This is a genomic window from Plantibacter sp. LMC-P-059a (genome assembly GCF_030209505.1).
Taxonomy (GTDB): Bacteria; Actinomycetota; Actinomycetes; order Actinomycetales; family Microbacteriaceae; genus Plantibacter.
This window is the reverse complement of sequence record NZ_JARVRZ010000001.1, coordinates 485,737-509,859: the sequence shown is the minus strand read 5'-3', so window position 1 is coordinate 509,859 and position 24,123 is coordinate 485,737. Positions and strand designations below refer to the sequence as shown.

Below are 24,123 nucleotides of genomic sequence, written 5' to 3'. Positions count from 1 at the left end.
CCATGTCGTTACACCCGCACTCTCGGGTCGAGCGCCGCATAGATCACGTCGGAGAGCGTTCCGGCGATGAGGACGAGGATGGAGGTGAAGAGGATGGTCCCGGCCGCGGCGTTGATGTCCGAGTTCGAGACGCTGGTGAGGAGGTACTCGCCCATGCCGTGCCAGCTGAACACGTTCTCGGTCACGCTGGCACCCGTGAGGATGAGCCCGAACGAGTAGGCGAAGAAGGTGGACATCGGGATGAGGGCGACGCGGACGCCGTGTCGGATGATCGCCGAGCCGCGGGTGCGACCCTTCGACCGGGCGGTGCGGATGTAGTCGGCGCTCATCACGTCGAGCATCGCGCTCCGCTGATACCGGGAGTACGAGGCGACGGCGCCGACGGTCAGGGTGATGGTGGGCAGCAGCAGATGCATGGCCCGGTCGCCGAGCTGGGTCCAGAAGCCGCCTTGGAGGCCGGCGGTGTACTCGCCGGTGAAGTTGATGACGTTCGTTCCGACCGTCTGGTTGAGCGTCGTCGCCAGGATCATGAGCACGACGCCGATGACGAACACCGGCATCGCCAGGATCGTGAACGAGGCGTAGGTGATGATCTGGTCGCTGGCCCGGTACTGGCGGACGGCGCCCCAGACGCCGAGGGCGACGCCGATGACCGCGCCGAGGATCGTGCCGATGACGAGCAACCGGAGGCTCGTGCCCGACCGCTCGAAGATGTCCGCCGTCACTTGCGTCCCGCGGGTGCTCACCCCGAGGGAGCCGGTGGTCACGAGGTGCGTCACCCAGTCCCAGAGGCGCTCGAGCAACGGCACCTTCGGGTTGACGCCCATCTTGTCCAGCGCGGCGTCGATCGAGGCTTGGGGGATGGGCGGGTTCTTGCCGAGGAACCGGGCCGAGGGCTGGAGGGTCATGCTCACGAGGACGTAGCCGAGCATGGTGGCGATCGCGGAGAGGAACAGGTAGTTGACCAACCGCCGTGCAATGAACCCGATCATGTACCAGCCTTGCGAAGTCGTGGACGGGGACCGCGTCGTCCCGTCAGCTGTGCTCCCCTCGTGGGGTGGAGACACTGTAACCCCCAACCGCGGGGAATCAGAAAACGACGCGTGTTCTCAGGAAACGGAACGTATGTTTCCGGCTCGTGCCGTCGAGAAATCGAAACGGTAACAATTCGTGCCCACTTGTGGGGGATCGTCGGAGCGGGTGCAAGATGGTCCACATTGGCCTGCGCGCCTTCCGCTCCGCATCGGTGCGGGCTCGTGCAGTAACACGTCACGAAAGGTGGATCTCGATGAGTTCCAGAACACAGGGATCGCGGCGCCGCGGCGGGATGATCCTCGCCGGCGTCTCGATCGTCGCCCTCGCATTGACGGCTTGCACCGGCGGCGGTTCAGGCGGAGGCGGCTCCACCGCGAAGCCGATCGAGCTGTCCGGTACCGGTTGGGAGCGAGCGGACGCCGACCAGATCGCGCAGGGCGGCACGCTCAACCTCGCGGTCGATGCGATCCCCGCGAACTGGAACCTGTACAACCTCGACAGCGGCACCGTCGACGACCAGTTCCTCAGCAACCTCTACACGCCGTCGTTCATCAACATCAAGGAAGACGGCACCTGGGAGGCGAACCCCGACTTCGCGACCTCCGTCGAGTTGAAGACCGAGGACCCGCAGGTCGTCGAGGTCAAGATCAACCCCGACGCCGTCTGGTCGGACGGTACGGCGATGAGCGTCGACGACTTCGCCGCGACGTGGAAGTCGCTCAACGGCGTCGACCCCGCGTACGCGCCCACCGCGACGAACGTCTGGAAGGACATCGAGTCCGTCACGGCCGGCGACAGCCCGCAGGACGTCCTCATCACGTTCAAGAACAAGAACGCCGACTGGCCCTCCATCCTCGGCAACATCTGGCCGAAGTGGCTCGGCGCGACGCCCGAGTCCTTCAACACCCTCTGGGCGACCGGCCCCTACGCCGCCGACGGCACCACCTACGTATCCGGCGGGCCGTACATCGTGAGCAAGATCGACCAGACCGGTGCGGTCGTGACCTTCGAGCCCAACCCGAAGTGGTGGGGCGACAAGCCGAAGCTCGACAACATCATCTTCAAGCAGGTCTCCCGTTCGGGTCTCGCCCAGGCGTTCTCGAACAGCGAGATCGACGTCTTCAGCATCGGCTCGAACGCCGACAACTACCAGACGGCTCAGAAGCGCAGCGACGCCCAGATCCAGCGGTCACGTGGCACGAACTACAACCACATCACGCTGAACGGCACGTCCGAGGTCCTGAGTGACCCCGAGGTCCGACAGGCGTTCGCGAAGTCGATCAACCGCAAGACCATCGCCGAGTCCCGCCTGGCGGCGATCGACGCCCCGACCGACCTGCTGAACAACCTCATCTTCCTCCCCGGCCAGGACGGCTACGAGGACGACGCCTCGAAGGTGCTCGGCTACGACATCGACGCCGCCAAGAAGCAGCTCGAGGATGCCGGTTGGACCGAGGGCAGCAACGGGATCCGTGAGAAGGACGGCAAGAAGCTGACCATCCGCTACGTCATCGACTCCGAGAACCCGGTCTCGGCCGAGACCTCGCAGCAGGTGCAGGCCCAGGTGAAGGAAGCCGGTTTCGACCTGCAGATCGACACCGTCCCGGCTGATGACTTCTTCACGAAGTACGTCACCACCGAGACCCGCGACTTCGACGCCGTGAGCTTCGCCTGGCAGGGCACGGCGTTCCCGATCTCCAGCACGGAGTCGATCTTCTACCCGGCCGACTCCGGGCAGAACTTCCCCGGCGTCACCGACGACTCGCTCGGCGACCTGTGGGCGAGCGCGAACGCCGAGCTCGACCCGCAGAAGCGTCTCGAGATCGCGAAGGAGATCGACAAGAAGATCGTCGCCCTCGCGACGACGATCCCGCTGTTCCCCGTGCCGTACACCTACGGCGTCAAGACCGGGCTCGTGAACTACGGCCCGACCCAGTTCGAGACCATCGACTGGAAGAACGTGGGCTGGAAGAAGTAGGCGACATTGCGGGGCTCACCTGAGCCTCGGAACGACGGGCATCGGCGGTCCTTCCGCCGGTGCCCGTCGGCGTTCAGGCGCCGGGGAGGTCGCCTGCGGTATGATGGTCCGTCGGCACCATCGTGCCCGAATCCCATCCACTTGAAGGAAGCCACCCTTTTATGGCGCTCGCCACTCGTTCCGATCTGCGCAATGTCGCGATCGTGGCCCACGTTGACCACGGCAAGACGACCCTCGTCGACGCCATGCTGCGACAGACCAACTCTTTCGCCGAACACGCCCACCTCGAAGAACGCGCCATGGACTCGAATGAGCTCGAGCGCGAAAAGGGCATCACCATCCTCGCCAAGAACACGGCGATCTCGTACAAGGGCGAACACGCCACCGACGGCCCGATCACGATCAACGTCATCGACACCCCGGGCCACGCCGACTTCGGTGGTGAGGTCGAGCGCGGCCTCTCCATGGTCGACGGCGTCGTGCTGCTGGTCGACGCCTCGGAGGGCCCCCTCCCGCAGACCCGCTTCGTGCTCCGCAAGGCGCTCGAGGCCAAGCTGCCCGTCATCCTGCTCGTCAACAAGACCGACCGTCCCGATGCCCGCATCGACGAGGTCGTCGTCGAGAGCCAGGACCTCCTCATCGGTCTCGCCAGCGACATGGTCGACGACGTCCCCGACCTCGACCTCGACGCAGTCCTCGACGTCCCGGTCGTCTACGCCTCGGGTAAGGCCGGCCGCGCGTCGTCCAACAAGCCCGCCAACGGCGAACTGCCCGACAGCGAAGACCTCGAACCGCTGTTCGCAGCGATTCTCGAGCACATCCCGGCTCCGCAGTACGACGACGAGCACCCGCTCCAGGCGCACGTCACCAACCTCGACGCCTCGCCGTTCCTCGGCCGCCTCGCGCTCCTGCGCATCTTCAACGGCACGCTGAAGAAGGGCCAGACGGTCGCCTGGGTCCGTCACGACGGTGACGTTCACAACGTCCGCGTCACCGAGCTCATGATCACGAAGGCGCTCGACCGCTACCCGGCCGAGAGCGCCGGCCCCGGCGACATCGTCGCCGTCGCCGGTTTCGCCGACATCATGATCGGCGACACGCTGGCCGACCCCGAGGACGTCCGCGCCCTCCCGGCCATCACGGTCGACGACCCGGCCATCTCGATGACCATCGGGACCAACACCTCGCCGCTCATGGGCAAGGTCAAGGGCCACAAGCTCACCGCCCGCATGGTCAAGGACCGCCTCGACCGCGAGCTCATCGGTAACGTCTCGCTCAAGGTCCTCGACATCGGCCGCCCCGACGCCTGGGAGGTCCAGGGTCGTGGAGAGCTCGCGCTCGCCATCCTCGTCGAGCAGATGCGTCGCGAGGGCTACGAGCTCACCGTCGGCAAGCCGCAGGTGGTCACCAAGCGCATCGACGGCAAGGTCCACGAGCCGTACGAGCACCTGACCATCGACGCACCCGAGGAGCACCTCGGCGCGATCACCCAGCTCCTCGCCGCTCGCAAGGGCCGCATGGAGAACATGGCGAACCACGGCACCGGCTGGGTCCGCATGGAGTTCATCGTCCCGTCGCGCGGCCTCATCGGCTTCCGCTCCGAGTTCCTCACCGCCACGCGCGGCACGGGTATCGCCAACGCGTTGGCACACGGCTACGGCGAGTGGGCCGGTGCGATCACGACGCGCAACAACGGCTCGATCGTCGCCGACCGCTCCGGTGTGGTCACGCCGTTCGCGATCATCGCCCTGCAGGAGCGCATGTCGTTCTTCGTCCAGCCGACCGAAGAGGTCTACGAGGGCATGGTCATCGGCGAGAACTCGCGCAACGACGACATGGACGTGAACATCACCAAGGAGAAGAAGCTGACCAACATGCGTCAGTCCTCCGCGGACAACTTCGAGTCGATGACGCCGCCGCGCGTCCTCACGCTCGAGGAGAGCCTCGAGTTCGCCCGCGAGGACGAGTGCGTCGAGGTCACGCCCGAGCACGTGCGCATCCGCAAGGTCGAGCTCGACGCTCAGGCCCGCCAGCGCAGCTACTCGCGTCTCAAGAAGCAGTCCGAGTAGGCAGCACGTTCGCATCGCCGACGCCCGGTCCTCCCAGGAAGACCGGGCGTCGGCTCGTTAAGCTGATGGCATGCGCCGACCCGCCTCCCTCGCCCTGCTGGCCGCCCTCGTCCTCGCTCCCACGCTCGCCGGGTGCAGCGTCATCGAATCGACCGTGAAGGACTCGGTCGAGCAGGGCATCCGAGACGCGACTGGCGGGGACTTCGACGTCAACCTCGACGAGGGACTGCCCGAGGGCTATCCGACGGACGCCGTCCCGGTCGTGGAGGGCACGGTCAACGGCGGACGCGGCACGGTCGATGGCAAGGACACCTTCGTCGTCACGGTGCAGGCGAGCGACGCCGCGACGGCCGCGAAGGACGCCCTCGTCGCGGCCGGCTTCACGATCGACGGGGAGATCGCGAACGGCGACGGTTCGATCGTGACGCTGTCGACGACGGCTTACGACGTGAAGCTCGTGGCCTCGGCCGACAGCATCCTCTACACGGTGACGGTCAAGTAGCCGACAGGCTCAGTGACCGGGGCTGGCGCTGCTTCGATCCCTGAACACCCCGCCGGTCCCTGAGCGCCCCGCCGGTCCCTGAGCTTGTCGAAGGGCGCACTTCGACAGGCTCAGTGACCGGGGTCGGTCGGTCAGTGACCGGGGTCGGTCGGTCAGCGACCGGGGTTGGTCGGTCAGGAACCGGGCGGTCCTACGCGAAGAGCGTCTCGCCGACCCAGCCGTCGGTCGTCGCGCCCGGGGGCACGGCGAAGATCGCGGAACCGACGTGCTTGATGTACTCGTTGAGCGCGTCCGTCGCGAGGGCGCGCTGCACGTCGATGAACTGCTGCGGTGAGCGCTGGTACGACATGAAGAACAGCCCGGCGTTCAAGCGGCCGAGATCGTCGTTGCCGTCGACGAAGTTGTACCCGCGCCGCAGGAGCTTCGTGCCCTTGAGCTGGGTGGGGTGGGCCAGACGCACGTGGGAGTGCTTGTCGATGAGCGGTTGGTCCGTCGCGCCGACCGCGGCGAAGTCGGGTTCCGTGAACTCCTTGCCGCCCGACAGCGGTGCACCCTCGCCCTTGCTCCGGCCGATGACGCGCTCCTGCTCCTGGAGCTGCGCGCGGTCCCAGGTCTCGATGATCATGCGGATCTTGCGGACAACGAGGTAGGAGCCGCCGCTCAGCCAACTGGCGGTGTCGCCGTCCTGCACCCAGACCTGCGCTTCGACCGTCTTCGTCTCCTCGGACTTCACGTTCGCGGTGCCGTCCTTGAAGCCGAACAGGTTGCGCGGGGTGACCTGGCTCGTGGACGTGGAGGACGTGCGACCGAAGCCGAGCTGCGACCAGCGGATCGAGGCGCGTCCGAACGCGATGCGGCTCAGGTTGCGGATCGCGTGGACGGCGATCTGCGGGTCGTCGGCGCACGCCTGGATGCAGAGGTCGCCGCCGGTGAGGCCGGCCTGCAGGTTGTCGCCCGTGAATCGAGGCAGTTTCTGCAGCTCAGGTGGCCGTCGGTCGGCGATGCCGAAGCGGTCGGTGCCGTCCTCCGCGGCGAAGAGGGTGGGACCGAACCCGAAGGTGATGGTGAGTCCACTGGCGGGGAGCCCGAGCGCCTCTCCGGTGTCGACCGGGGGAGCGAGCGGGGAACCGTCGACGGCGCCACCCGCCGCGACCTCCTGCCCCTGCGTCATCCGTGCCGCGGCGACACTCCAGTCCTGAAGCAGCTCGATGAGTTCCTCCCTGGTGGTGCCCGCCGACACGTCGTAGGCGGCGAAGTGCAGCCGGTCCTGAGCCGGCGTCGTGATCCCGCTCTGGTGCGCTCCGGCGAACGGGTACACGGTGGTGACGCCCGCGCTGCTCGCCGAGGCCGTCGCGGCCGCGGTGATCGCGGCCGTCGCGCCAGCGCCTGCCGCGAGTCCGGCGGCCCCGGCTCCGGCCAGGCCGAAGAGCGCCCGACGCGAGAGACCCCGCGGTGGGGTGTCGTCCGTCGGGGTGGACGGCGCCTGGGGTTGAGGACTGGTGGGGGGAGTCTGCTCGGTCATCGGACCTCATGCTATTCAGGGGTGGCTGGAAGACCGCGGGGCCGGAACCCCCAGAATGCTCTGAGTCGTTCCGGCCCGGTGTGCCGCGACGGCGGCGGACCCGGTGGGCTCTACTCGGCGACGCCGAGTACCGTGTGGGTGAGCTGCGAGAGCGGCTCGGAGAGGGCGTTGACCTGGTCGGAGAGTTCCTTGCGCTGGTCCTCGGTGACGGTGTCGTAGCTCACGAACCCGCTGTCGAGGCTGCCGTACTTCGCGAGCAGGTCCTGCAGTGCCGTGAACTCCGTCTCGATCTGGCCGACGAGCTTCGTGCCGGCGTCGCCCTTGCCGGCGGCGATGTCCTTCACGTTGCCGAAGGCCACCTCGGCGCCCTGGACGTTCGCGGCGAAGTCGTAGAGGTCGGTGTGCGACCACCAGTCCTCCTCGCCGGAGATCTTGCCGACGGCGACCTCGTCGAGGAGGCCGATGGCGCCGTTCGAGATGTCGCCCAGGCTCACGGTGAAGTCCTTCTCGGAGACGAGGTCGAAGAGCTGCTGGACGTCGTCGACGAGTCCGGTGGCGAACTGCTGCCGCTGCTCCGGCGTGGACGCGGTCCAGTCCATGAGGGCGCTCGTCCCATCGGAGTTGAGGGCGTCCGCTGCCGGCGGCCAGAGGTCCTTCTCGATGCGGTGGAAGCCCGTCCAGTCGAGGCCCTCGGCGACGGCGTCGACCTCGCGGTAGTCGATCTTCGGGTCGAGGTCACCGAACGCCTCGGCGGTCGGCTCGATGCGCTCGTAGGAGACGCGGGTCGAGGCGAAGAGCGCGCGGGCGGTCTCGTCGTCGCCGGCTGCGTACGCGTCGGTGAACGCCTTGACCTGCGGCACGAGCTCGGCCACCTGGGACTTGATGTAGGCGACGTAGTTCGTCACGGCCTGGTCGGTGAGCTCCTGCTCGTCCTTTGACACGGCCGCGTTCTCACCGCTGACGGTGAATTCGGCGAGGCCAACGGGAGCGCCGACGAGCTGGAACTTGCAGGCCGTGTAGTACGTGCCGGGGTTCAGCTGGGCGACGTAGGAGACGGTCTGTCCGGGGGTGACGTTCTCCTTCTCGCCGACGATGCGGAGCTTGTCGGAGGCGAGGATCTCGAACTCGTTGACGTCGGTGCCGTTGTTCGTGATGGAGAACGTCACGGCGCCGGCCGTCGCCTTCGCGACGGACACGGAGCACGAGTCGTCGGTGATGTCGACGGTGAGCGCGTCGGTGCCCGTGTTGTTCGGGACGCAGCCCGTGAGCGCGAGGGCGAGGACGCCCGCGCCTGCGAGGCCGGTCATGGTGCGGTGCTGCATGGAGACTCCTGTCGGAAGGTGCTGGTGCTGTGTGAACGTGGGCCCGGTCGCGTCAGCCGTTCGTCGCGACGCGGTTCGTGACCGTGGCCGGACGACGACGCCCGAGTCCTGAGACCCGGATGAAGCAGCTGAGCGTGACGACCAGGTACAGCAGCCACGCGATGAACTGCGCCCAGGTCGGGGCAGGGGTGAAGTTGAAGAGGCCGCCCAGCACGGTGCCGTACCAGCTGGTGGGCGGGACGACGGCGCTGAGGTTGAAGGCGGCCTGGCCCCAGCCGGGGATGACACCGGCCTCCTGGAGGTCGCCGACCCCGTAGGCGAGGACGCCTGCGGCGACGACGACGAGGAACAGCCCGGTCCAGGTGAAGAAGGTGCCGAGGTTGATCCGGACGAAGCCGCGGTAGATGAGGTAGGCGATGACGACGGCGGTGAGGATGCCGAGGAGGGCCCCGATGGAGCCGACGACGGCGTTCTCGCCGGAGTTGACGCTGGCCCAGATGAACAGGGCGGTCTCGATGCCCTCGCGTCCCACGCTGATGAAGCCCAGGACGACGATGCCGACGGCGGAACCGGCGACGGCCGCGTCGAGTCGCGACTCGAGGTCGTGCTTCAGTTCGCGGGCGTTGCGGCCCATCCAGAAGATCATCCAGGTGACGAGGCCGACGGCGAGGATCGAGAGGCCGCCGCCGAGGATCTCCTGCGCTTGGAAACCCAGCCCGTAGGGTCCCCAGGTGAGGATCGCGCCGACGCCGAGCGAGACGACGATCGCCACGGCGACGCCGAGCCAGAGGCGGAGGAGGACGTCGCGTCGGCCGAGTTTGTTGAGGTAGGCGACGAGGATGCCGACGATGAGGCCGGCTTCGAGGCCTTCGCGGAGGCCGATGAGATAGTTCGCGAGCACGTGACCGGACTTTCGGGCGTCGAGCAGGCGGTCGCCCGGGGGAGGCCGTCGTTGCTGGGGTGGGAGGCATCCGAGGGCGCGCCGGGCGAGGACCGTGGTCCGGGCGGGGCGCTGCGACTTCGGAACGCGGTTGGGTAAGGCTAACCTTATCCGCCCTCGACCATAGCGGCAGACGCCGAGACTGTCCAGATACAATCGGCGGATGACCGATCCGGCTTCCGACCCCCGCTTCGCGAGCGCCCCCGCCGCTGCCGACCACTGGCTCCCGGCGCCGGCGGAACCGGACGACGCTCCGCGCGAGCAGACCACCGCATCGCGGATCATCGGGGTCGTCCTCGCCTTCCTCGTCGGGCTCGCCTACGGGGCCATCGGCACGGTCGCGCACGCCTGGGCGCCGTCGGTGCTCGGCATCGCCCTCCCCGTCGGGCTGATCCTCGGGATCCTCGGCGTCGGCATGCTGCTGCTCGGTCTGCGCATCGTCCTCGGCGACCGGCTCGCGGCCGCCGCGGCCGCCTTCGGCGTCATCCTCATGATCGGGGTGCTCCTGCTCGAGAGCACGGGCGGGTCGGTCCTCATCCCGCAGAGTGTGTCCGGCCTCGTGTGGACCATCGCCCCCGGCCTCGTCGCCGTCCTGGTCGTGGCCTGGCCGAAGCTGCCCGAGCGCAAGCGCGAGACCCCGGTGGCACGTCCCGCCGGGCCGCCGTCGGAGCCGTTCGCCAGCTCGCCGCAGGCGTAGACTGGACACTCAGTGCTCGTGAAGGGAGCCACCCGCCCGTGACCTACGTGATCGCTCTGCCGTGCGTCGATGTGAAGGACCGCGCCTGCATCGACGAGTGCCCCGTCGACTGCATCTACGAGGGTGAACGCTCGCTCTACATCCACCCCGACGAGTGCGTCGACTGCGGTGCGTGCGAGCCGGTCTGCCCGGTGGAGGCCATCTACTACGAGGACGACCTGCCCGAGGAATGGGCGGACTACTACAAGGCCAACGTCGAGTTCTTCGACGAGGTCGGGTCGCCGGGCGGTGCCGCCAAGGTCGGGGTCATCCCGTCGGACCACCCCCTCATCGCCGCGCTGCCGCCGCAAGCCCACGAGTAGCCGCGTGGCACTGCAGCCGCTGCCCGACTACCCCTGGGACCTCATGGCCCCGTACGCGGAACGGGCGCGTCAGCACCCGGACGGCATCGTCGACCTGTCGATCGGCTCGCCGGTCGACGCGACGCCGGACCTCATCCGCGACGCCCTGCGCGAGGCCACCGACGCCCACGCGTACCCGACGACGATCGGTACGCCCGAGCTCCGTCAGGCGATCATCGCGTGGTTCGCCCGCCGTCGTGGTGTCGGCGGACTGACGCCCGACGCCGTCCTGCCGACGATCGGTTCCAAGGAACTGGTGGCGTTGCTCGCGTTCCTGCTCGGGCTCGGCGAGGGCGACACGGTCGTCCATCCGGTCGCCGCCTATCCGACGTACGCCGTCGGCGCGGCGATCGCGGGTGCCGAAGCGGTCGCGGCCGACGACCCCGCCGAGTGGCCCGAGAGCACCCGCCTCGTCTGGCTCAACTCGCCGGGCAACCCGGACGGTCGGGTGCTCTCGGTCGAGGAACTGCATGCCGCGTTGCTGCGGGCACGCGAGCTCGGCGCCGTCCTCGTGGGCGACGAATGCTATGCGGAACTCGGCTGGGAGGGGGAGTGGTCCGACACCCCGACCCCGTCGGTGCTCGATCCGCGCGTGACCGATGGGGACCACAGTGGCGTCCTCGCGATCTACTCCCTGAGCAAGCAGTCGAACCTCGCCGGGTACCGTGCCGCCTTCCTCGCCGGAGACGAACGGCTCGTCAAGCGCCTCGTCACCGTGCGAATGCATGCGGGACTCATGCTGCCGGCCCCGCTCCAGGCGGCCATGGTCGCGGCCCTGGGCGACGACGCGCACGTGGCCGAGCAGAAGGCGCGGTATCGCGCTCGGCGCGAGGTGCTGCTCCCGGCGGTCCGCGAGGCAGGCTTCCGGGTCGATCACAGCGAAGCCGGCCTCTACCTGTGGATCACCGAGGGTCGCGACGCGTGGTCCAGCATCGACCGCCTGGCGTCCATCGGCATCCTCGGAGGCCCTGGCGTGTTCTACGGAGATGCCTACCCGGATCACGTGCGCCTGTCGTTGACGGCGAGCGACGAGCGGATCGCCACGGCCGCCGAGCGACTCCGGGGCGTCCGCCCGATTTCAGGGTGAACTCCAAGGAAGTCGCCGGATCACTGTGGGAAACAGCAGTGGGCCCGGAACCCGATTAGGCTGTATGTGACACGCCGTCGTATCGGAGGGCGATGTCCAGTCCCTATCGCACGAAGATACGAGGAGGCGCCGTGGGCGACGTCGAGAAACAGGCTTCCACCGAGACGCAGCAGGTCACCCTGAACTACCCCGGCGGAACAGCCGAATTCCCGATCCACCGGTCAGCCCAAGGCGCGTCGAGTATCGACGTCTCCTCGCTCACCCGGCAGACCGGCCTGACGACGCTCGACTACGGGTTCGTCAACACGGCGGCCACCAAGTCGGCGATCACCTACATCGACGGCGACCAGGGCATCCTCCGCTACCGCGGATACCCGATCGAGCAGCTCGCCAAGCAGTCGACGTTCCTCGAGGTCGCCTGGCTCCTGATCCACGGCGAGCTCCCCACTGCCGACGAGCTCGGCGGGTTCGACGAGAAGATCCGTCGACACACCCTGCTGCACGAGGACCTCAAGCGGTTCTTCTCGGCACTCCCGCACACGGCGCACCCCATGGCGGTGTTGTCCAGCGCTTTGCAGGCGATGTCGACGTACTACGAGTCGGACGCGAACCCGCACGACCCCGACCACGTCGAGCTGACCACGGTCCGCATGCTCGCGAAGCTCCCGGTCATCGCGGCGTACGCGCACAAGAAGTCGGTGGGCCAGGCGTTCCTGTACCCCGACAACTCCCTGAGCTTCGTCGACAACTTCCTCAAGCTGAACTTCGGCAACCTGGCCGAGCCCTACGAGATCGACCCGGTCCTGTCGAAGGCCCTCGACCTGCTCCTGATCCTCCACGAGGACCACGAGCAGAACGCGTCGACCTCTACGGTCCGCCTGGTCGGCTCGACGGGCGCCAACCTGTACGCCTCCGTGTCGGCCGGCATCAACGCCCTGTCCGGGCCACTCCACGGTGGCGCCAACGAGGCCGTGCTGCAGATGCTCGGTCGGATCCAGGAGTCCGGTGAGGGCGTCCAGCGGTTCGTCGACCGCGTCAAGAACAAGGAAGACGGCGTGAAGCTCATGGGCTTCGGGCACCGCGTCTACAAGAACTACGACCCGCGGGCCAAGCTCGTCAAGGAGAGCGCCGGCGAGGTCCTCCGCGCACTCGGGATCAACGACCCCCTGCTCGACCTCGCGCAGGAACTCGAGCAGATCGCCCTCGAGGACGACTACTTCAAGGAGCGGAAGCTCTACCCGAACGTGGACTTCTACACGGGCGTCATCTACAAGGCCATGGGCTTCCCGACGCGCATGTTCACGGTGCTGTTCGCCATCGGGCGTCTTCCCGGATGGATCGCGCACTGGCGTGAGATGAACCTCGACCCGCAGACCAAGATCGGTCGCCCGCAGCAGCTGTACACGGGTTCGCCCGAGCGGTCCTTCCCGACGCGGTAGTCGCGCCTTGGCCGATCACGAGAACGGCCCCGCATCCGAGGATGCGGGGCCGTTCTGTATCTGTGACCGCGGGCGCCGAACCGGTTCTCCGGTCCCGGAGCCGGTCGTCCGGTCCCTGAGCCTGTCGAAGGGCTCAGGCGTGCAGGGCCGCGTTCAGTTCGACACCGGAGCCGGAGCGGGGGAGGACCTCGACAGCGCCCGTGAGCGAGTTGCGCCGGAACAGGAGGTTGGGCACCCCGGAGAGGTCGACGGCCTTGACGGTACGCGGAGCCCCCTCGGCGGTCGCGGCGGCTCCCGCGAGGACGACCTTGGTGCCGGCCGTCACGTAGAGGCCGGCCTCGACGACCGAGTCGTCGCCGATCGAGATGCCGATGCCGGAGTTCGCCCCGAGGAGCGCGCGCTGGCCGATCGCCACCCGCTGCGTGCCTCCGCCGGACAGGGTGCCCATGATGGACGCGCCGCCACCGATGTCGCTGCCGTCACCGACGACGACACCCTGGGAGATGCGGCCCTCGACCATGGACGACCCGAGGGTGCCGGCGTTGAAGTTGACGAAGCCCTCGTGCATGACCGTCGTGCCCGGCGCGAGGTGGGCGCCGAGCCGGACGCGGGAGGCGTCGGCGATCCGCACCTTGTCCGGCGTCACGTAGTCGAGGAGCCGCGGGAACTTGTCGATACCGGCCGCATGGATGCCGGCGCGGAGGAGCGACGGCCGGAGTCGGTCGAAGTCGGCCGGGTGCACCGGTCCGGCGTTGGTCCACACGACGATGGGCAGGTGTGCGAAGACGCCGTCGAGCGAGATCGTGTTGGGACGGACGAGGAGGTGGCTGAGCAGGTGCAGCCGCAGGTAGGCGTCCGGCGTGCTCGCCGGGGCAGCCTGCAACTCGATCTCGACCGTGACGATGTCGATCCGGACGGCCCGCCGATCGTCGTCGGTCGCCAGGGCTTCGAGCTCCGCGGGGGCGATCCAGCGGTCGCGGCCCTCGGGGATCCGGCCGAGCGTCGGCTCGGGGAACCAGGTGTCGAGCACGGTACCGTCGGCGGCGATCGTCGCGAGGCCGGAGCCCCAGGCGTGGGTCGGAACGGGCGTTTCGGGAGTCGCGGCAGTCATGGCTCCAGGGTAGCGGCGAACGTCCGGGGAGGCGGCCGACGCCCAGGGTCGCGGCCAATACACTGGTTCCATGCCAGCCGATGTCCCCGTACTCGACCTGTCCGTCTCCTCCGTGGAACTCACCCGGCAGTTGTGCGACATCCCCTCCGTGTCGGGGGATGAGGCTCGGATCGCCGACGCGGTGGAGGCGGCGCTCGGCGGGTTCGACCACCTCACGATCGTGCGCGACGGCGATACGGTGGTCGCGTCGACGTCCCTCGGCCGCCCGCAGCGGGTCATCATCGCCGGCCACCTCGACACCGTCCCGATCAACGGCAACGTCCCGACCCGCTTCGAGGAGCACGCGGGCGAGGCGACGCTGTGGGGGCGAGGAACGGTCGACATGAAGGGTGGTGTCGCCGTGCAGTTGAAACTCGCGGCCGAGCTCACCGATCCCATCGTCGACATCACCTGGATGTGGTACGACAACGAGGAGGTCGCGTCGGACCTCAACGGTCTGGGCCGGCTCGCGAAGCACCACCCGGAGCTGTTCGTCGGGGACTTCGCCATCCTCGGGGAGCCGAGCAACGCGGGCGTCGAGGGCGGGTGCAACGGCACCCTCCGCGTCGAGGTCAGCGCCTTCGGCAAACGCTCGCACGCGGCGCGGAGCTGGGTCGGCGTCAACGCCATCCACGCGATCTCGCCGGTCCTCGCGACGCTCGCCGCCTACACCCCTCGCGAGGTCGAGGTCGACGGGCTCGTCTATCGCGAGGGCGTCAACGCGGTCGCCATCCACGGCGGCGTCGCCGGGAACGTGATCCCGGATCTGGTCACCGTCGAGGTGAACTACCGGTTCGCGCCCAGCCGGACGGGAGCGGAGGCACTCGCCCACCTCGAGGAGCTCTTCTCCGGCTTCGAGGTCGTGCAGACCGATGTCGCGGAAGGTGCCCGCCCGGGCCTCGACGCGCCGATCGCCCAGGACTTCCTGGCGGCGGTCGGGGGGACGCCGGCACCGAAGTACGGCTGGACGGACGTCGCGCGCTTCTCCGCGTTGGGCGTGCCCGCGGTCAACTACGGCCCGGGCGACCCGCTGCTCGCCCACGCGGACGACGAACGCGTCCCGCTCGCCCAGATCGAGGAGTGCGAGCGGGGCCTCCGCGCCTGGCTGCAGGGCTCCGATGGCCGCTGACGCGGAGGTCCGGGTAGCGGTCGACGAACGGCCCTCGATGCTCCGGCGGTGGGTGCGCCTGCCCGTGTGGGGGCGCATCGGCATCGTCTACGTGCTGTCCCGGCTCGTGACGACGGCGATGTTCGCGCTCGCGAGCCTCCTGTCGGCTCCGGACTCCCGGTTCGGCGCGTTCCCCTCGCTCGGCACCCTCGCCGCGGGGTGGGACGGCCAGTGGTACTGGTGGATCGCGACGTACGGCTACCCGAGCCAGCTGCCGTTCGACAGCGCCGGACGGGTCGCCGAGAACGCCTGGGCCTTCATGCCCGTCTATCCCGGTGTGGTGAAGGGGCTGTCGGTCGTCACGTTCCTGCCGTGGCCGGTCATGGCGGTGCTCGTGTCCCTGGGCTGCGGGTTCGGCAGTGCGCTGCTGTTCCATCGGCTGATGCGGACGCGTCTGGACGCCGGCCGGTCGATGTTCGCCGTCGTCCTGTTCTGCATCGCACCGCTCAGCGCCGTGTTCCAGCTCGCCTACGCGGAGTCGATGTTCCTCCTCCTGCTGACGCTGGCGCTGTTGCTCCTCGTGACCCGCCGGTACGGGTGGTTGCTCGCGGTCATCCCGGTCATGGCCTTCACCCGCCCGGGGGTCCTGGCGTTCGCGCTCCTGCTCGGACTCCACCTCGTCGTTCGGGTGGTCACGCGTCGCCGCGACCCGCTCGCCAGGCGCGAGGTCCTCCTCATCCTCGTCGGGGGAGCGCTGGCCGCGGTGGCGGGCTTCGCCTGGATGGTCATCGCAGGCCTCGCGACGGGCCGTCCTGAGGCGTACCTCCAGACCGAGCTGGCCTGGCGCGCCGCCTTCATCGGTGAGCAACCGCTCGTGCCGTTCTCGGCGTGGATCCAGGGCGGGCAGTTCTGGTTCGGGGATGGGCCAGGCCTCGTGGTCGTCCTCGCCGTCTTCGTCGGCTCCGCGCTCCTCCTGTTCGTCCCGGCAGTCCGTCGCCTCGGCGTCGACCTTCGGCTGTGGGTGGCGTCGTACCTGCTGTACCTCTTCGCGGTCTTCTTCCCGCAGACGAGCGTCTTCCGACTGCTCATCCCGGTCTTCCCGCTCCTCGGCGCCGTCGCCGTCCCGCGAAACCGGTGGTACCGCGGTGGCGTCGTCGTCCTCTCCCTGGCGCTCCAGTGGTGCTGGATCTTCGTCATGTACGGCCTCGCGAACGCCTATTGGACCATTCCGTAGCCGTTGATCAGTCGTCATCCCGCGCCTCGCCGCGTTCAGGATTATCACGAGCCCCCGTGATACGCGATAATGGGGGTCAGTCGAATAACGAGAGGGGACTCGCATGGCCGCAATGAAGCCACGCACCGGAGACGGGCCAATGGAGGCCGTGAAGGAGGGTCGGCTCATCATCGTGCGAGTGCCTCTTGAAGGGGGAGGGCGTCTCGTCGTGTCGGTCAACGACGCAGAGGCTCAAGAACTGCACGATGCACTCGCGGGTGTGGTGAGCGCGGGCTGAGCCCCGTCACCGATGCCGCATGAGCTGAGAACCGGCCGTCATCATCGCCCCAGGGCGAGGGTGGCGGCCGGTTCGTCGTACTCGGTGATCAGACGCCGGGTTTGGTGATCTGCAGCAGGCCGTCTCCGGCGGGGGAGAGGGCGCTGACGACCGCGTCGGACGCGGAGATCTCCTGGACGAGCGACCGGAAGAGGCCCGTGGTCTCGTCGCGCTGTGTCGGGTCGGCCACCTTGCCGCGCCAGAGCGCGTGCGGCACGAGGACGGTTCCGCCGGGCCGGACGAGTCGGAGACCGTGCTCGACGTACTCGATCACGGATCCCGGATCGCCGTCGACGAGCACGAGGTCGTAGGAGTTCTCGTTCATGCGGGGCAGGACGTCGAGCGCGCTGCCGGTGATGAGTCGGATGCGGTTGGCGGTGATGCCGGCTTCCGTGAACGCCGCCTTGGCCTGTTGCTGGTGCACGATCTCCGTGTCGATGGAGGTCAGCACCGCGTTCGTGGCGCCGCGGAGCAACCACAGTCCGGAGACGCCCGTCCCGGTGCCAACCTCGACGATGGACTCCGCGCGGGTCGCCGCGGCGACCACCGCGAGCTGTGCGCCGATCGCCGGGGAGATCGCCTCCACGCCGAGTTCGTGCGCATGCGCACGCGCCGTGTGCATCGCAGCGCTCTCGACGACCACGTCGCCCGCGTACTTCCAGTTGAGATTGTGTTCTGACACCTTGCCTCCGGATCTCAGCGTATGGCCTGCAACGGCTCCGCGAGCTGAGGCTCGCGCGGTAGTCTGATGACGTGTTCGGTCTGACGTTCGACAAACTCCTCATCATCGGGGTCATCGCCGTGTTCCTGCTCGGTCCCGAACGTCTGCCGTACTACGCGTCCCAGCTGGCGAGGCTCGTCCGGACGCTCCGCGACCTGGCCTCCGGCGCGAAGGACCGGATGCGCGAGGAGATGGGTCCGGAGTTCGACGAGGTCGACTGGAAGAAGCTCGACCCCCGTCAGTACGATCCCCGCCGCATCATCCGCGAGGCCTTGCTCGACGACGAGCCACCGGTGACGCCGACGACCGCCCCCTTGGAGCCGGCGCCGGCCGCTGCCGCCGCCGCGACCGCCCCGTCCCTCGAGAAACCGAAGTCGATCCAGGCGTCCACCGACGAGCGTCTCCGCCGTCTGGCCGCCGGCGAGACGGCTGCACCGCCGTTCGACCTCGAGGCCACCTGAGTCCCGAGCGCCTTGCCTGACGCTTCCGCGCCGACTGGTTCAGCTCGTGCTGACGCCCAGGCGTCGCCCGGCCAGGCCACGTGGACGGGCCGCGAGTTGCCCCGCCAGACGGAGGATCTCGGCGGCCGCCGGATCCGCCGGGTCTGAGAGCACGACCGGTCGTCCGGTGTCACCGCCCTGCCGGAGCGTGACGCTCAGCGGGACGGAGGCGAGCAGCGGTACCGGTTCGGTCTGACCGACGGAGAGCCGCGTCGCGAGCGCCTCGCCGCCACCGGTGCCGAACAACGGCAGGATGCTGCCGTCGGGCTGTGGAAGTCCGGCCATGTTCTCGATGACGCCGTACACGCGTTGGCCGGTCTGTCGCGCCACCACCCCGCTGCGCTCCGCGACCTCGGCGGCGGCGGGTTGCGGCGTCGTGACGACGAGCACCTCGGCGTGCGGGAGCAGCTGCCCGATCGAGATCGCGACGTCCCCGGTGCCCGGAGGGAGGTCGAGCAGCAGGACGTCGAGATCGCCGAAGAACACGTCCGTGAGGAACTGCTGGATCGTGCGGTGGAGCATCGGCCCGCGCCAGGCGACGGCGACGGCGGTGGTCCCGTCGGTCGGCGCGTCGATGAACATGCCGATCGACACGACCTTCACGCCGTGCGCGACGGGCGGAAGGATCATGTCACCGACCTGGGTCGGCTTCACGGCGACGCCGTGCTCGACGAGGCCCAGCAGACCCGGGATGGAGAAGCCGTGGACGTCGGCGTCGACGAGCCCCACCCGGAGGCCGCGAGCGGCGAGGGCGACCGCCAGGTTGGCGGTCACCGTGGACTTGCCGACGCCACCCTTGCCGCTCGTGACCGCGTACACCCGCGTCAGTGAATCCGGGCCGAACGGGACGCCGCGTGCGCCGCGTCCGCCGCGGAGCCGATCGGTCAGGGCCTGCCGTTCCGCCGTGGACATCACCTGAACGTCCACCGCGACCCGCGTCACGCCGGGCGTCGACGCGGCGGCCTCGCGGACGTCGCGTTCGATGCTCGTCGCCGCCGGGCACCCCACGATCGTGAGTTTGATCGTGATGTCGGCCGCGCCCTGATCGTCGACGTCGATCGAACCGACCATGTCGAGGTCGGTGATCGGCTTGCGGATCTCGGGGTCGACGACCCGCGCGAGCGCGGTCCTGATCCGGTCGGCGAGCTCCGCGTCAGCCACGCCGACGCTCTGGCCCGTCGTGCTCGGGCTGATCGGTGCGGTCCCGGTCCAACTCCTCGAGCAGGGAACGCAGCTCGGCGCGGATGAAGTCCTTCGACGCCATGTCCTTGAGCGCCAGGCGCAGCGCGACGACCTCGCGGGCGAGGTACTCGGTGTCGGCGAGGTTGCGCTCGGACCGCTGGCGGTCCTGTTCGATCTGCACGCGGTCGCGGTCGTCCTGGCGGTTCTGGGCGAGCAGGATGAGCGGCGCGGCGTAGGACGCCTGAAGTGACAGCACCAGGGTCAGCGCGACGAACCCGATGTCGACGGAGTCGAACCGGAGGGACATCGGGCCGTACGTGTTCCAGGCGATCCAGAGGATGACGAAGAGGGTCAGGCCGACGAGGAACCAGGGCGTCCCCATCGCCCGGGCGATCCACTCGGTGAACCGGCCGAAGCGGTCGCGCGAGGCGGGCGCGCGCCGGATGGAACGGACGGAGCTGCGCAGCCCCTTGGGCGCGTCGAGTCGGACTTCATTGCGGGGAGCTCGTGCCACGACCTGCCCTCCTTCCGTTCGATCCGATGCGCTGTTCCGCAGCCGGGAGTTCGTCGTTCTCGTCGATGCTCCGCCAGTCGTCGGGGAGGAGGTAGTCGAGCACGTCGTCGATCGTCACGACCCCGAGCAGCCGCTGCTGTTCGTCCACGACAGGGACCTGGACGAGGTTGTAGCTCGCGAGGATGCGCGAGACCTCGGCGGCCGAGGTGCGGACCCCCACCGGGTCGAGACTCTGGTCGAGCAGGGTGCCGAGCCGCTCGTGCGGCGGGTAGCGGAGCATCCGTTGGAAGTGGACCATGCCGAGGAATCTGCCCGTGGGCGACTCGTACGGCGGCAGCGTGATGCAGACCCCGGCGGCCAGAGCTGGGGCCAGCTCGGAGCGCCGGATGGACGCCAGAGCCTCGGCGACCGTCGCGTCGGCTGAGAGGATGATCGGTTCGGTCGTCATGAGCCCACCCGCGGTCTCCGGATCGAACCGGAGCAGCATGCGGACGTCCTCGGCCTCCTCCGGCTCCATGAGCTCGAGGAGGTGTTCACCGCGATCCTCGGGGAGCTGGGCGATGAGGTCGGCCGCGTCGTCGGGTTGCATCTGATCGAGGACGTCGGCGGCGCGGTCGTCGTCGAGTTGCGCGAGGATGTGCACCTGGTCGGTCTCGGGCATCTCCTCGAGCACGTCGGCGAGCCGGTCGTCGGACAGCTCCTCGGCGACCTCGATCATCCGATCACGCGGCAGGTCGAGGAGCGTGTTGGCGAGGTCGGCCGGCTTCAGATCGGCGTACGTCGCGATCAGCTGCTCGGCGGACTGCGCCTCACCGAGCTCCTGCTCCTCCCGCAGTTCGTTCCAGGTGGCGAAGGTCGTCGGACCCTTGACGAAGGGCGAGGCCGTGGTCTTCGGGCGTCGGACGAAGAGTTGAGACACCTGCCACTCGCCTGGCCCCTGCTCCTCGATCGCGACGTCCTCGATCGTCGCCTCCTCGCCGTTCGCCCGGAAGACGACGCGTCGTCCGAAGAGTTCGGCGATCACGCGGACCTCGCCGCCGCGCTGTTCGAACCTGCGGACGTTGATGAGGCCGGTGGTGATGATCTGCCCGGCACCGATGCTCGTGACGCGTCCGATGGAGACGAAGACGCGTCGTTTGCCCGGGATCTCCACGATCAGGCCGACGACGCGCGGGGATTTCCCGGTGCGGTAGACGACGAGCACGTCCCTGACCTTGCCGACACGATCGCCCGCGGGGTCGAAGACGGTGCACCCGGCGAGCCTGGCGACGAACACTCTGGTTGCACTCACGCCTACTAACCTACCCGCCGGTGGCCTGCCAGGAGGGACCCCTCGGGGTGGGATGAGAGGATGGAGGCATGAGTGATCCGCGACAGTTCGGCCGCAAGGGCGCCCCGGCGCTCGGCGTCATCCCGCGAGGCGAGACGGTGGCCAGCTACGACAGCTACGAGTCCGCGCAGGCTGCGATCTCGTCCCTCGCCCACACCGACTTCCCGGTCAAGGAGATCTCGATCGTGGGCAGCGACCTGAAGAGCGTCGAACGCGTGACCGGGCGGCTCAGCTACGGGCGTGCCGCGGGCGCCGGAGCGGTCAGTGGCGCCTGGCTCGGTCTGTTCCTCGGACTCGTCCTCGTCATCTTCAACCCGGAGACGAACCTCATGCTGCTCGGCGCGGCGGTGCTCATGGGTGCCGCGTTCGGCATGCTGTTCGGCATCGTCTCCTACTCGGTGACACGGAAGCGTCAGGAGTACACCTCGGCCACCCTCGTCATCGCCACGCGGTACGACCTCGTCGTGGGTGACGAGCTCGCGAACCGGGCGCGTAACCTGCTCGAGCGCGGCCCGGCGTCCGACGCGGGCTGACCCCACGGCGTCGGACGCCGAGCCGCCGGGCGACCAGCGGGCCTCAGCGGGCGAGCCAGGCCTCGACCTCGTCGGCGGTGCGCGGGATGCCGGCGGACAGGTTCTCCGCGCCGTCCTCGGTCACGAGGATGTCGTCCTCGATCCGGACGCCGATGCCCCGGTACTCCTCGGGCACCGTCAGGTCGTCGACCTGGAAGTACAGCCCGGGCTCGATCGTGAACACCATGCCCGGTTCGACGACCGCGTCAGCGTACATCTCGCGCCGCGCCTGGGCGCAGTCGTGCACATCCGTCCCGAGGTGGTGGCTCGTGCCGTGGACCATGTACCGCCGGTGCTGTTCGTTCTCCTTGAGCAGCGCCTCCTCCGCGGTCACGGGGAGCAGTCCCCACTCGGCCGTCTTGCGGGCGATGACGGCCATCGCCGCAGCGTGCACGTCGCGGAACCGGATGCCGGGGCGGACGATGGCGAAGGCCTCGTCTGCGGCCTCGCGAACGGCTTCGTACACCCGACGCTGCACCTCGGTGAAGGTGCCCGAGACCGGGATCGTCCGGGTGATGTCCGCCGTGTAGTAGCTGTCGAGCTCCACGCCGGCGTCGATCAGGATGAGGTCGCCCGGGCGGACCCGTCCGTCGTTCCGCGTCCAGTGGAGGATGCAGGCGTGTGGCCCTGCTGCGGCGATGGTCTCGTAGCCCACGCCGTTCCCGTCGGCACGGGCACGACCTGCGAAGACGCCCTCGACGATGCGCTCGCCGCGCTCGTGTGCGAGCACCTTGGGCAGCTCGGCGATGACGTCGTCGAACCCTCTCGCGGTCGCGTCGACGGCGAGACGCATCTGGGCGATCTCGTACCGGTCCTTCACGAGGCGCATCTCGGAGACCGCCCGGGTGAGGTCGGCGTCGACGTCGACCGTGAGGTCGGCCGCGTCCGCGTGGAACGACGAGAGGTCTGCCGTCGCGATCGCGAGGTCGGCGGCCACCTGGGCCAGTGACGGGCGGGCTCCGATCCAGAACTCGCCGATGGCGGCGTTCGTGTAGAACTCGTCGGTGTCGCGTCCGGCCCGCTCCCGGAAGTACAGCGTCGCGGTGTGCCCGGACTCCTCCGGGTCGAGGACGAGGACGCTGTCCGGCTCGGCGTCCGCGGCCCAGCCCGTGTAGTACGAGAAGGCCGAGTGCGCCCGGTACAGGTAGTCGGTGTCGTTCGAGCGCTGCTTCATCCCACCCGCGGGGAGGACGAGGCGCTGACCGGGGAACAGCGTCGAGAGCCGATCGCGACGGGCCGCCGCGAGGCTCGCCGTCTCGCGTGGCTCGGGGAGCACCTCGGGGCGGTCTGCCCATCCGGTGCCGATGAACGCGCGGAAGCCCTCCGACCAGGCGGCCGCCCGGTTGGAGGTCGCCTCGGTCTGGACGGTGTTCGAACTGGATGTGTCTGCGGAAGTCGCCATGGATCCATTGTCGCACCGGGACCGAGGCGCCGGTCCGTCGGTCAGCGCGGGGTCCGGGGGAGCAAGGTCGCGACCACCGGGCGGTGGTCGCTGCCCGTGCCGTCGACGTCGCTCAGCACATGGGCCGACACGGACACCCACGTGGGGCTGGCCATGACGTGGTCGATCGGCGCGCCGAGGACGGCGGGCAGCTCCGTCGGCCAGGTGCCGAGCCCTGCGGCGGCGTCCGCTGCCGCCGCATCATCGCAGTCGCCCAGGTCGCCGCCGTCGCGCAGACCGGCCAGATGGTCGAGCGTCGCGTTGAAGTCGCCCGCCATGATGACGTCGGTGCCGGCGACGCAGTGACCCGCGAGGTCGGCGAGTTCCGCGCGCCAGTCGTCGAGCCGGCTCGGCAGCGGAGCCGTCGTGTGGACGGCGACGAGGGTCGGTCCACGACCGAGGACCGGGTCCGCGATGAGCGTCTCCGAGTCCTCGATGGCCGTCGCCCCGTTCCCGGAGGGGGCTCGGACCGCGTACTCGCCGAGCCCGGTGCTCACGAGCAGACTCGTCCCGTGAGCGTCAGACGACGTCGAATGGGCCACCATGGGCCGTCCGGAGGCGGTCATCGCGGCTGCCACCGCATCGGCGGCCGTGGCGGAGGTCTCCGGCAGGGACACGACGTCGGCGCCTTCACGGACCGCGATGGCCGCGATCGTCCCCGGGGCGACCGCGTCGCCCAAGGTGTTCCACGCCAGCACAGTGACCTGGTCGGCGAGGTCGGTCGCCTCACCCGCGACCACCCGGTCGTCGACGCCTCGACTCGCGGTGACGACGGCACCGGTCACCGAGACGGCGGCGAGCGCCGAGGCGAGCACGAAGGGGAGCACCCGGCGGGATCCCCGCAGCAGGACCCCCACGACGACGGCCACGAGTGCTGCGCCCGCCGCCAGGATCGCGAGCAGCAGCCGGAACGCGCTCAGCTGGACGATGATCTGCGCCTGCTCCAGACCGAACAGGCCGGGCAGGATGGCGACGCCGAGCAGGACCGTGACCGCTGTCGCGATCACGGCCGCGATGACGCCACCGACGGTCTTCAGCATTCGCGCCAGCGTAGGCGAGCGGT

Annotated in this window: 23 protein-coding genes; 12 read left to right on the top strand and 11 right to left on the bottom strand. The window is 69.0% G+C overall.

Annotation, left to right across the window (positions count from 1 at the left end; translation table 11 throughout):
* Positions 1-8 precede the first annotated feature (8 nt).
* On the bottom strand, positions 9-992 hold the full coding sequence (locus QRN27_RS02420; protein ID WP_285040585.1) for an ABC transporter permease: 984 nt from the start codon (positions 990-992) through the stop codon (positions 9-11).
* Between the two features lie 296 nt (positions 993-1,288).
* On the opposite strand from QRN27_RS02420, the gene QRN27_RS02415 reads away from it, so the two are divergent.
* From QRN27_RS02415 to QRN27_RS02405, 3 genes are all read left to right on the top strand, one after another.
* Positions 1,289-3,013, top strand: coding sequence for an ABC transporter family substrate-binding protein (locus QRN27_RS02415; protein ID WP_285040584.1), 1,725 nt, complete (start codon positions 1,289-1,291; stop codon positions 3,011-3,013).
* A gap of 161 nt (positions 3,014-3,174) precedes the next feature.
* Positions 3,175-5,082, top strand: a complete 1,908-nt coding sequence (gene typA, locus QRN27_RS02410; protein ID WP_056007297.1) for a translational GTPase TypA — start codon at positions 3,175-3,177, stop codon at positions 5,080-5,082.
* A gap of 70 nt (positions 5,083-5,152) precedes the next feature.
* Positions 5,153-5,584: a hypothetical protein gene (locus QRN27_RS02405; protein ID WP_285040583.1), complete on the top strand. Its 432-nt coding sequence runs from the start codon at positions 5,153-5,155 to the stop codon at positions 5,582-5,584.
* Between the two features lie 190 nt (positions 5,585-5,774).
* On the opposite strand, the gene efeB is transcribed toward QRN27_RS02405, so the two are convergent.
* The 3 genes from efeB to efeU all read right to left on the bottom strand — a co-directional run bounded on the left by efeB (position 5,775) and on the right by efeU (position 9,329).
* Positions 5,775-7,106 carry an iron uptake transporter deferrochelatase/peroxidase subunit gene (gene efeB / locus QRN27_RS02400; RefSeq protein ID WP_285040582.1) on the bottom strand — a complete coding sequence of 444 codons (1,332 nt, stop codon included), beginning with the start codon at positions 7,104-7,106 and terminating at the stop codon, positions 5,775-5,777.
* Between the two features lie 110 nt (positions 7,107-7,216).
* On the bottom strand, positions 7,217-8,428 hold the full coding sequence (efeO, locus tag QRN27_RS02395) for an iron uptake system protein EfeO (protein ID WP_285040581.1): 1,212 nt from the start codon (positions 8,426-8,428) through the stop codon (positions 7,217-7,219).
* A 52-nt stretch (positions 8,429-8,480) separates the two neighbouring features.
* On the bottom strand, positions 8,481-9,329 hold the full coding sequence (efeU, locus tag QRN27_RS02390; RefSeq protein WP_285040580.1) for an iron uptake transporter permease EfeU: 849 nt from the start codon (positions 9,327-9,329) through the stop codon (positions 8,481-8,483).
* Between the two features lie 202 nt (positions 9,330-9,531).
* On the opposite strand from efeU, the gene QRN27_RS02385 reads away from it, so the two are divergent.
* The 4 genes from QRN27_RS02385 (at position 9,532) to QRN27_RS02370 (ending at position 12,992) form a co-directional block, all read left to right on the top strand.
* On the top strand, positions 9,532-10,065 hold the full coding sequence (locus tag QRN27_RS02385; RefSeq protein ID WP_285040579.1) for a hypothetical protein: 534 nt from the start codon (positions 9,532-9,534) through the stop codon (positions 10,063-10,065).
* Between the two features lie 38 nt (positions 10,066-10,103).
* Entirely contained in the window at positions 10,104-10,427 is a 324-nt protein-coding gene (fdxA, locus tag QRN27_RS02380) for a ferredoxin (RefSeq protein WP_056007281.1), read from the top strand.
* A 4-nt stretch (positions 10,428-10,431) separates the two neighbouring features.
* Entirely contained in the window at positions 10,432-11,553 is a 1,122-nt protein-coding gene (gene dapC, locus QRN27_RS02375) for a succinyldiaminopimelate transaminase (protein ID WP_285040578.1), read from the top strand.
* 179 nt (positions 11,554-11,732) lie between these two features.
* Entirely contained in the window at positions 11,733-12,992 is a 1,260-nt protein-coding gene (locus QRN27_RS02370; protein WP_056011358.1) for a citrate synthase, read from the top strand.
* A 133-nt stretch (positions 12,993-13,125) separates the two neighbouring features.
* Here QRN27_RS02370 and dapD read toward each other — a convergent pair whose 3' ends face one another.
* Positions 13,126-14,103, bottom strand: coding sequence for a 2,3,4,5-tetrahydropyridine-2,6-dicarboxylate N-succinyltransferase (dapD, locus tag QRN27_RS02365; protein WP_285040577.1), 978 nt, complete (start codon positions 14,101-14,103; stop codon positions 13,126-13,128).
* Positions 14,104-14,173: 70 nt separating this feature from the next.
* Between dapD and dapE the strand changes: the two genes are divergently transcribed.
* The 3 genes from dapE (at position 14,174) to QRN27_RS02350 (ending at position 16,761) form a co-directional block, all read left to right on the top strand.
* Positions 14,174-15,271: a succinyl-diaminopimelate desuccinylase gene (dapE, locus tag QRN27_RS02360; protein WP_285040576.1), complete on the top strand. Its 1,098-nt coding sequence runs from the start codon at positions 14,174-14,176 to the stop codon at positions 15,269-15,271.
* Positions 15,261-16,484 (top strand): hypothetical protein, encoded by a 1,224-nt coding sequence (locus QRN27_RS02355; protein WP_285040575.1) that lies wholly within the window; start codon positions 15,261-15,263, stop codon positions 16,482-16,484. Before dapE ends, QRN27_RS02355 begins: the two co-directional genes overlap by 11 nt.
* Before the next feature lie 103 nt (positions 16,485-16,587).
* Positions 16,588-16,761, top strand: a complete 174-nt coding sequence (locus tag QRN27_RS02350) for a DUF3117 domain-containing protein (protein ID WP_079002123.1) — start codon at positions 16,588-16,590, stop codon at positions 16,759-16,761.
* An 88-nt stretch (positions 16,762-16,849) separates the two neighbouring features.
* On the opposite strand, the gene QRN27_RS02345 is transcribed toward QRN27_RS02350, so the two are convergent.
* Entirely contained in the window at positions 16,850-17,482 is a 633-nt protein-coding gene (locus tag QRN27_RS02345) for an O-methyltransferase (protein ID WP_285040574.1), read from the bottom strand.
* Between the two features lie 71 nt (positions 17,483-17,553).
* Between QRN27_RS02345 and QRN27_RS02340 the strand changes: the two genes are divergently transcribed.
* A complete protein-coding gene (locus QRN27_RS02340; RefSeq protein ID WP_285040573.1) occupies positions 17,554-17,982 on the top strand; it encodes a twin-arginine translocase TatA/TatE family subunit in 429 nt (142 codons plus the stop codon).
* Positions 17,983-18,021: 39 nt separating this feature from the next.
* On the opposite strand, the gene QRN27_RS02335 is transcribed toward QRN27_RS02340, so the two are convergent.
* From QRN27_RS02335 to QRN27_RS02325, 3 genes are read right to left on the bottom strand one after another with little or no spacing between them, the layout of a single operon-like run.
* Positions 18,022-19,182 carry an Mrp/NBP35 family ATP-binding protein gene (locus tag QRN27_RS02335; RefSeq protein ID WP_285040572.1) on the bottom strand — a complete coding sequence of 387 codons (1,161 nt, stop codon included), beginning with the start codon at positions 19,180-19,182 and terminating at the stop codon, positions 18,022-18,024.
* On the bottom strand, positions 19,175-19,717 hold the full coding sequence (locus tag QRN27_RS02330; protein ID WP_056007258.1) for a DUF1003 domain-containing protein: 543 nt from the start codon (positions 19,715-19,717) through the stop codon (positions 19,175-19,177). Before QRN27_RS02330 ends, QRN27_RS02335 begins: the two co-directional genes overlap by 8 nt.
* Positions 19,695-21,008: a magnesium transporter MgtE N-terminal domain-containing protein gene (locus QRN27_RS02325; protein ID WP_285040571.1), complete on the bottom strand. Its 1,314-nt coding sequence runs from the start codon at positions 21,006-21,008 to the stop codon at positions 19,695-19,697. The genes QRN27_RS02330 and QRN27_RS02325 overlap by 23 nt, the downstream gene beginning before the upstream one ends.
* Positions 21,009-21,076: 68 nt before the next feature.
* Between QRN27_RS02325 and QRN27_RS02320 the strand changes: the two genes are divergently transcribed.
* Positions 21,077-21,580, top strand: coding sequence for a YflT domain-containing protein (locus QRN27_RS02320; RefSeq protein WP_056778286.1), 504 nt, complete (start codon positions 21,077-21,079; stop codon positions 21,578-21,580).
* A 43-nt stretch (positions 21,581-21,623) separates the two neighbouring features.
* Here QRN27_RS02320 and QRN27_RS02315 read toward each other — a convergent pair whose 3' ends face one another.
* Both QRN27_RS02315 and QRN27_RS02310 read right to left on the bottom strand, forming a co-directional pair.
* Entirely contained in the window at positions 21,624-23,021 is a 1,398-nt protein-coding gene (locus QRN27_RS02315) for an aminopeptidase P family protein (protein ID WP_285040570.1), read from the bottom strand.
* A 41-nt stretch (positions 23,022-23,062) separates the two neighbouring features.
* A complete protein-coding gene (locus QRN27_RS02310; protein ID WP_285040569.1) occupies positions 23,063-24,100 on the bottom strand; it encodes an endonuclease/exonuclease/phosphatase family protein in 1,038 nt (345 codons plus the stop codon).
* Positions 24,101-24,123 lie beyond the last annotated feature (23 nt).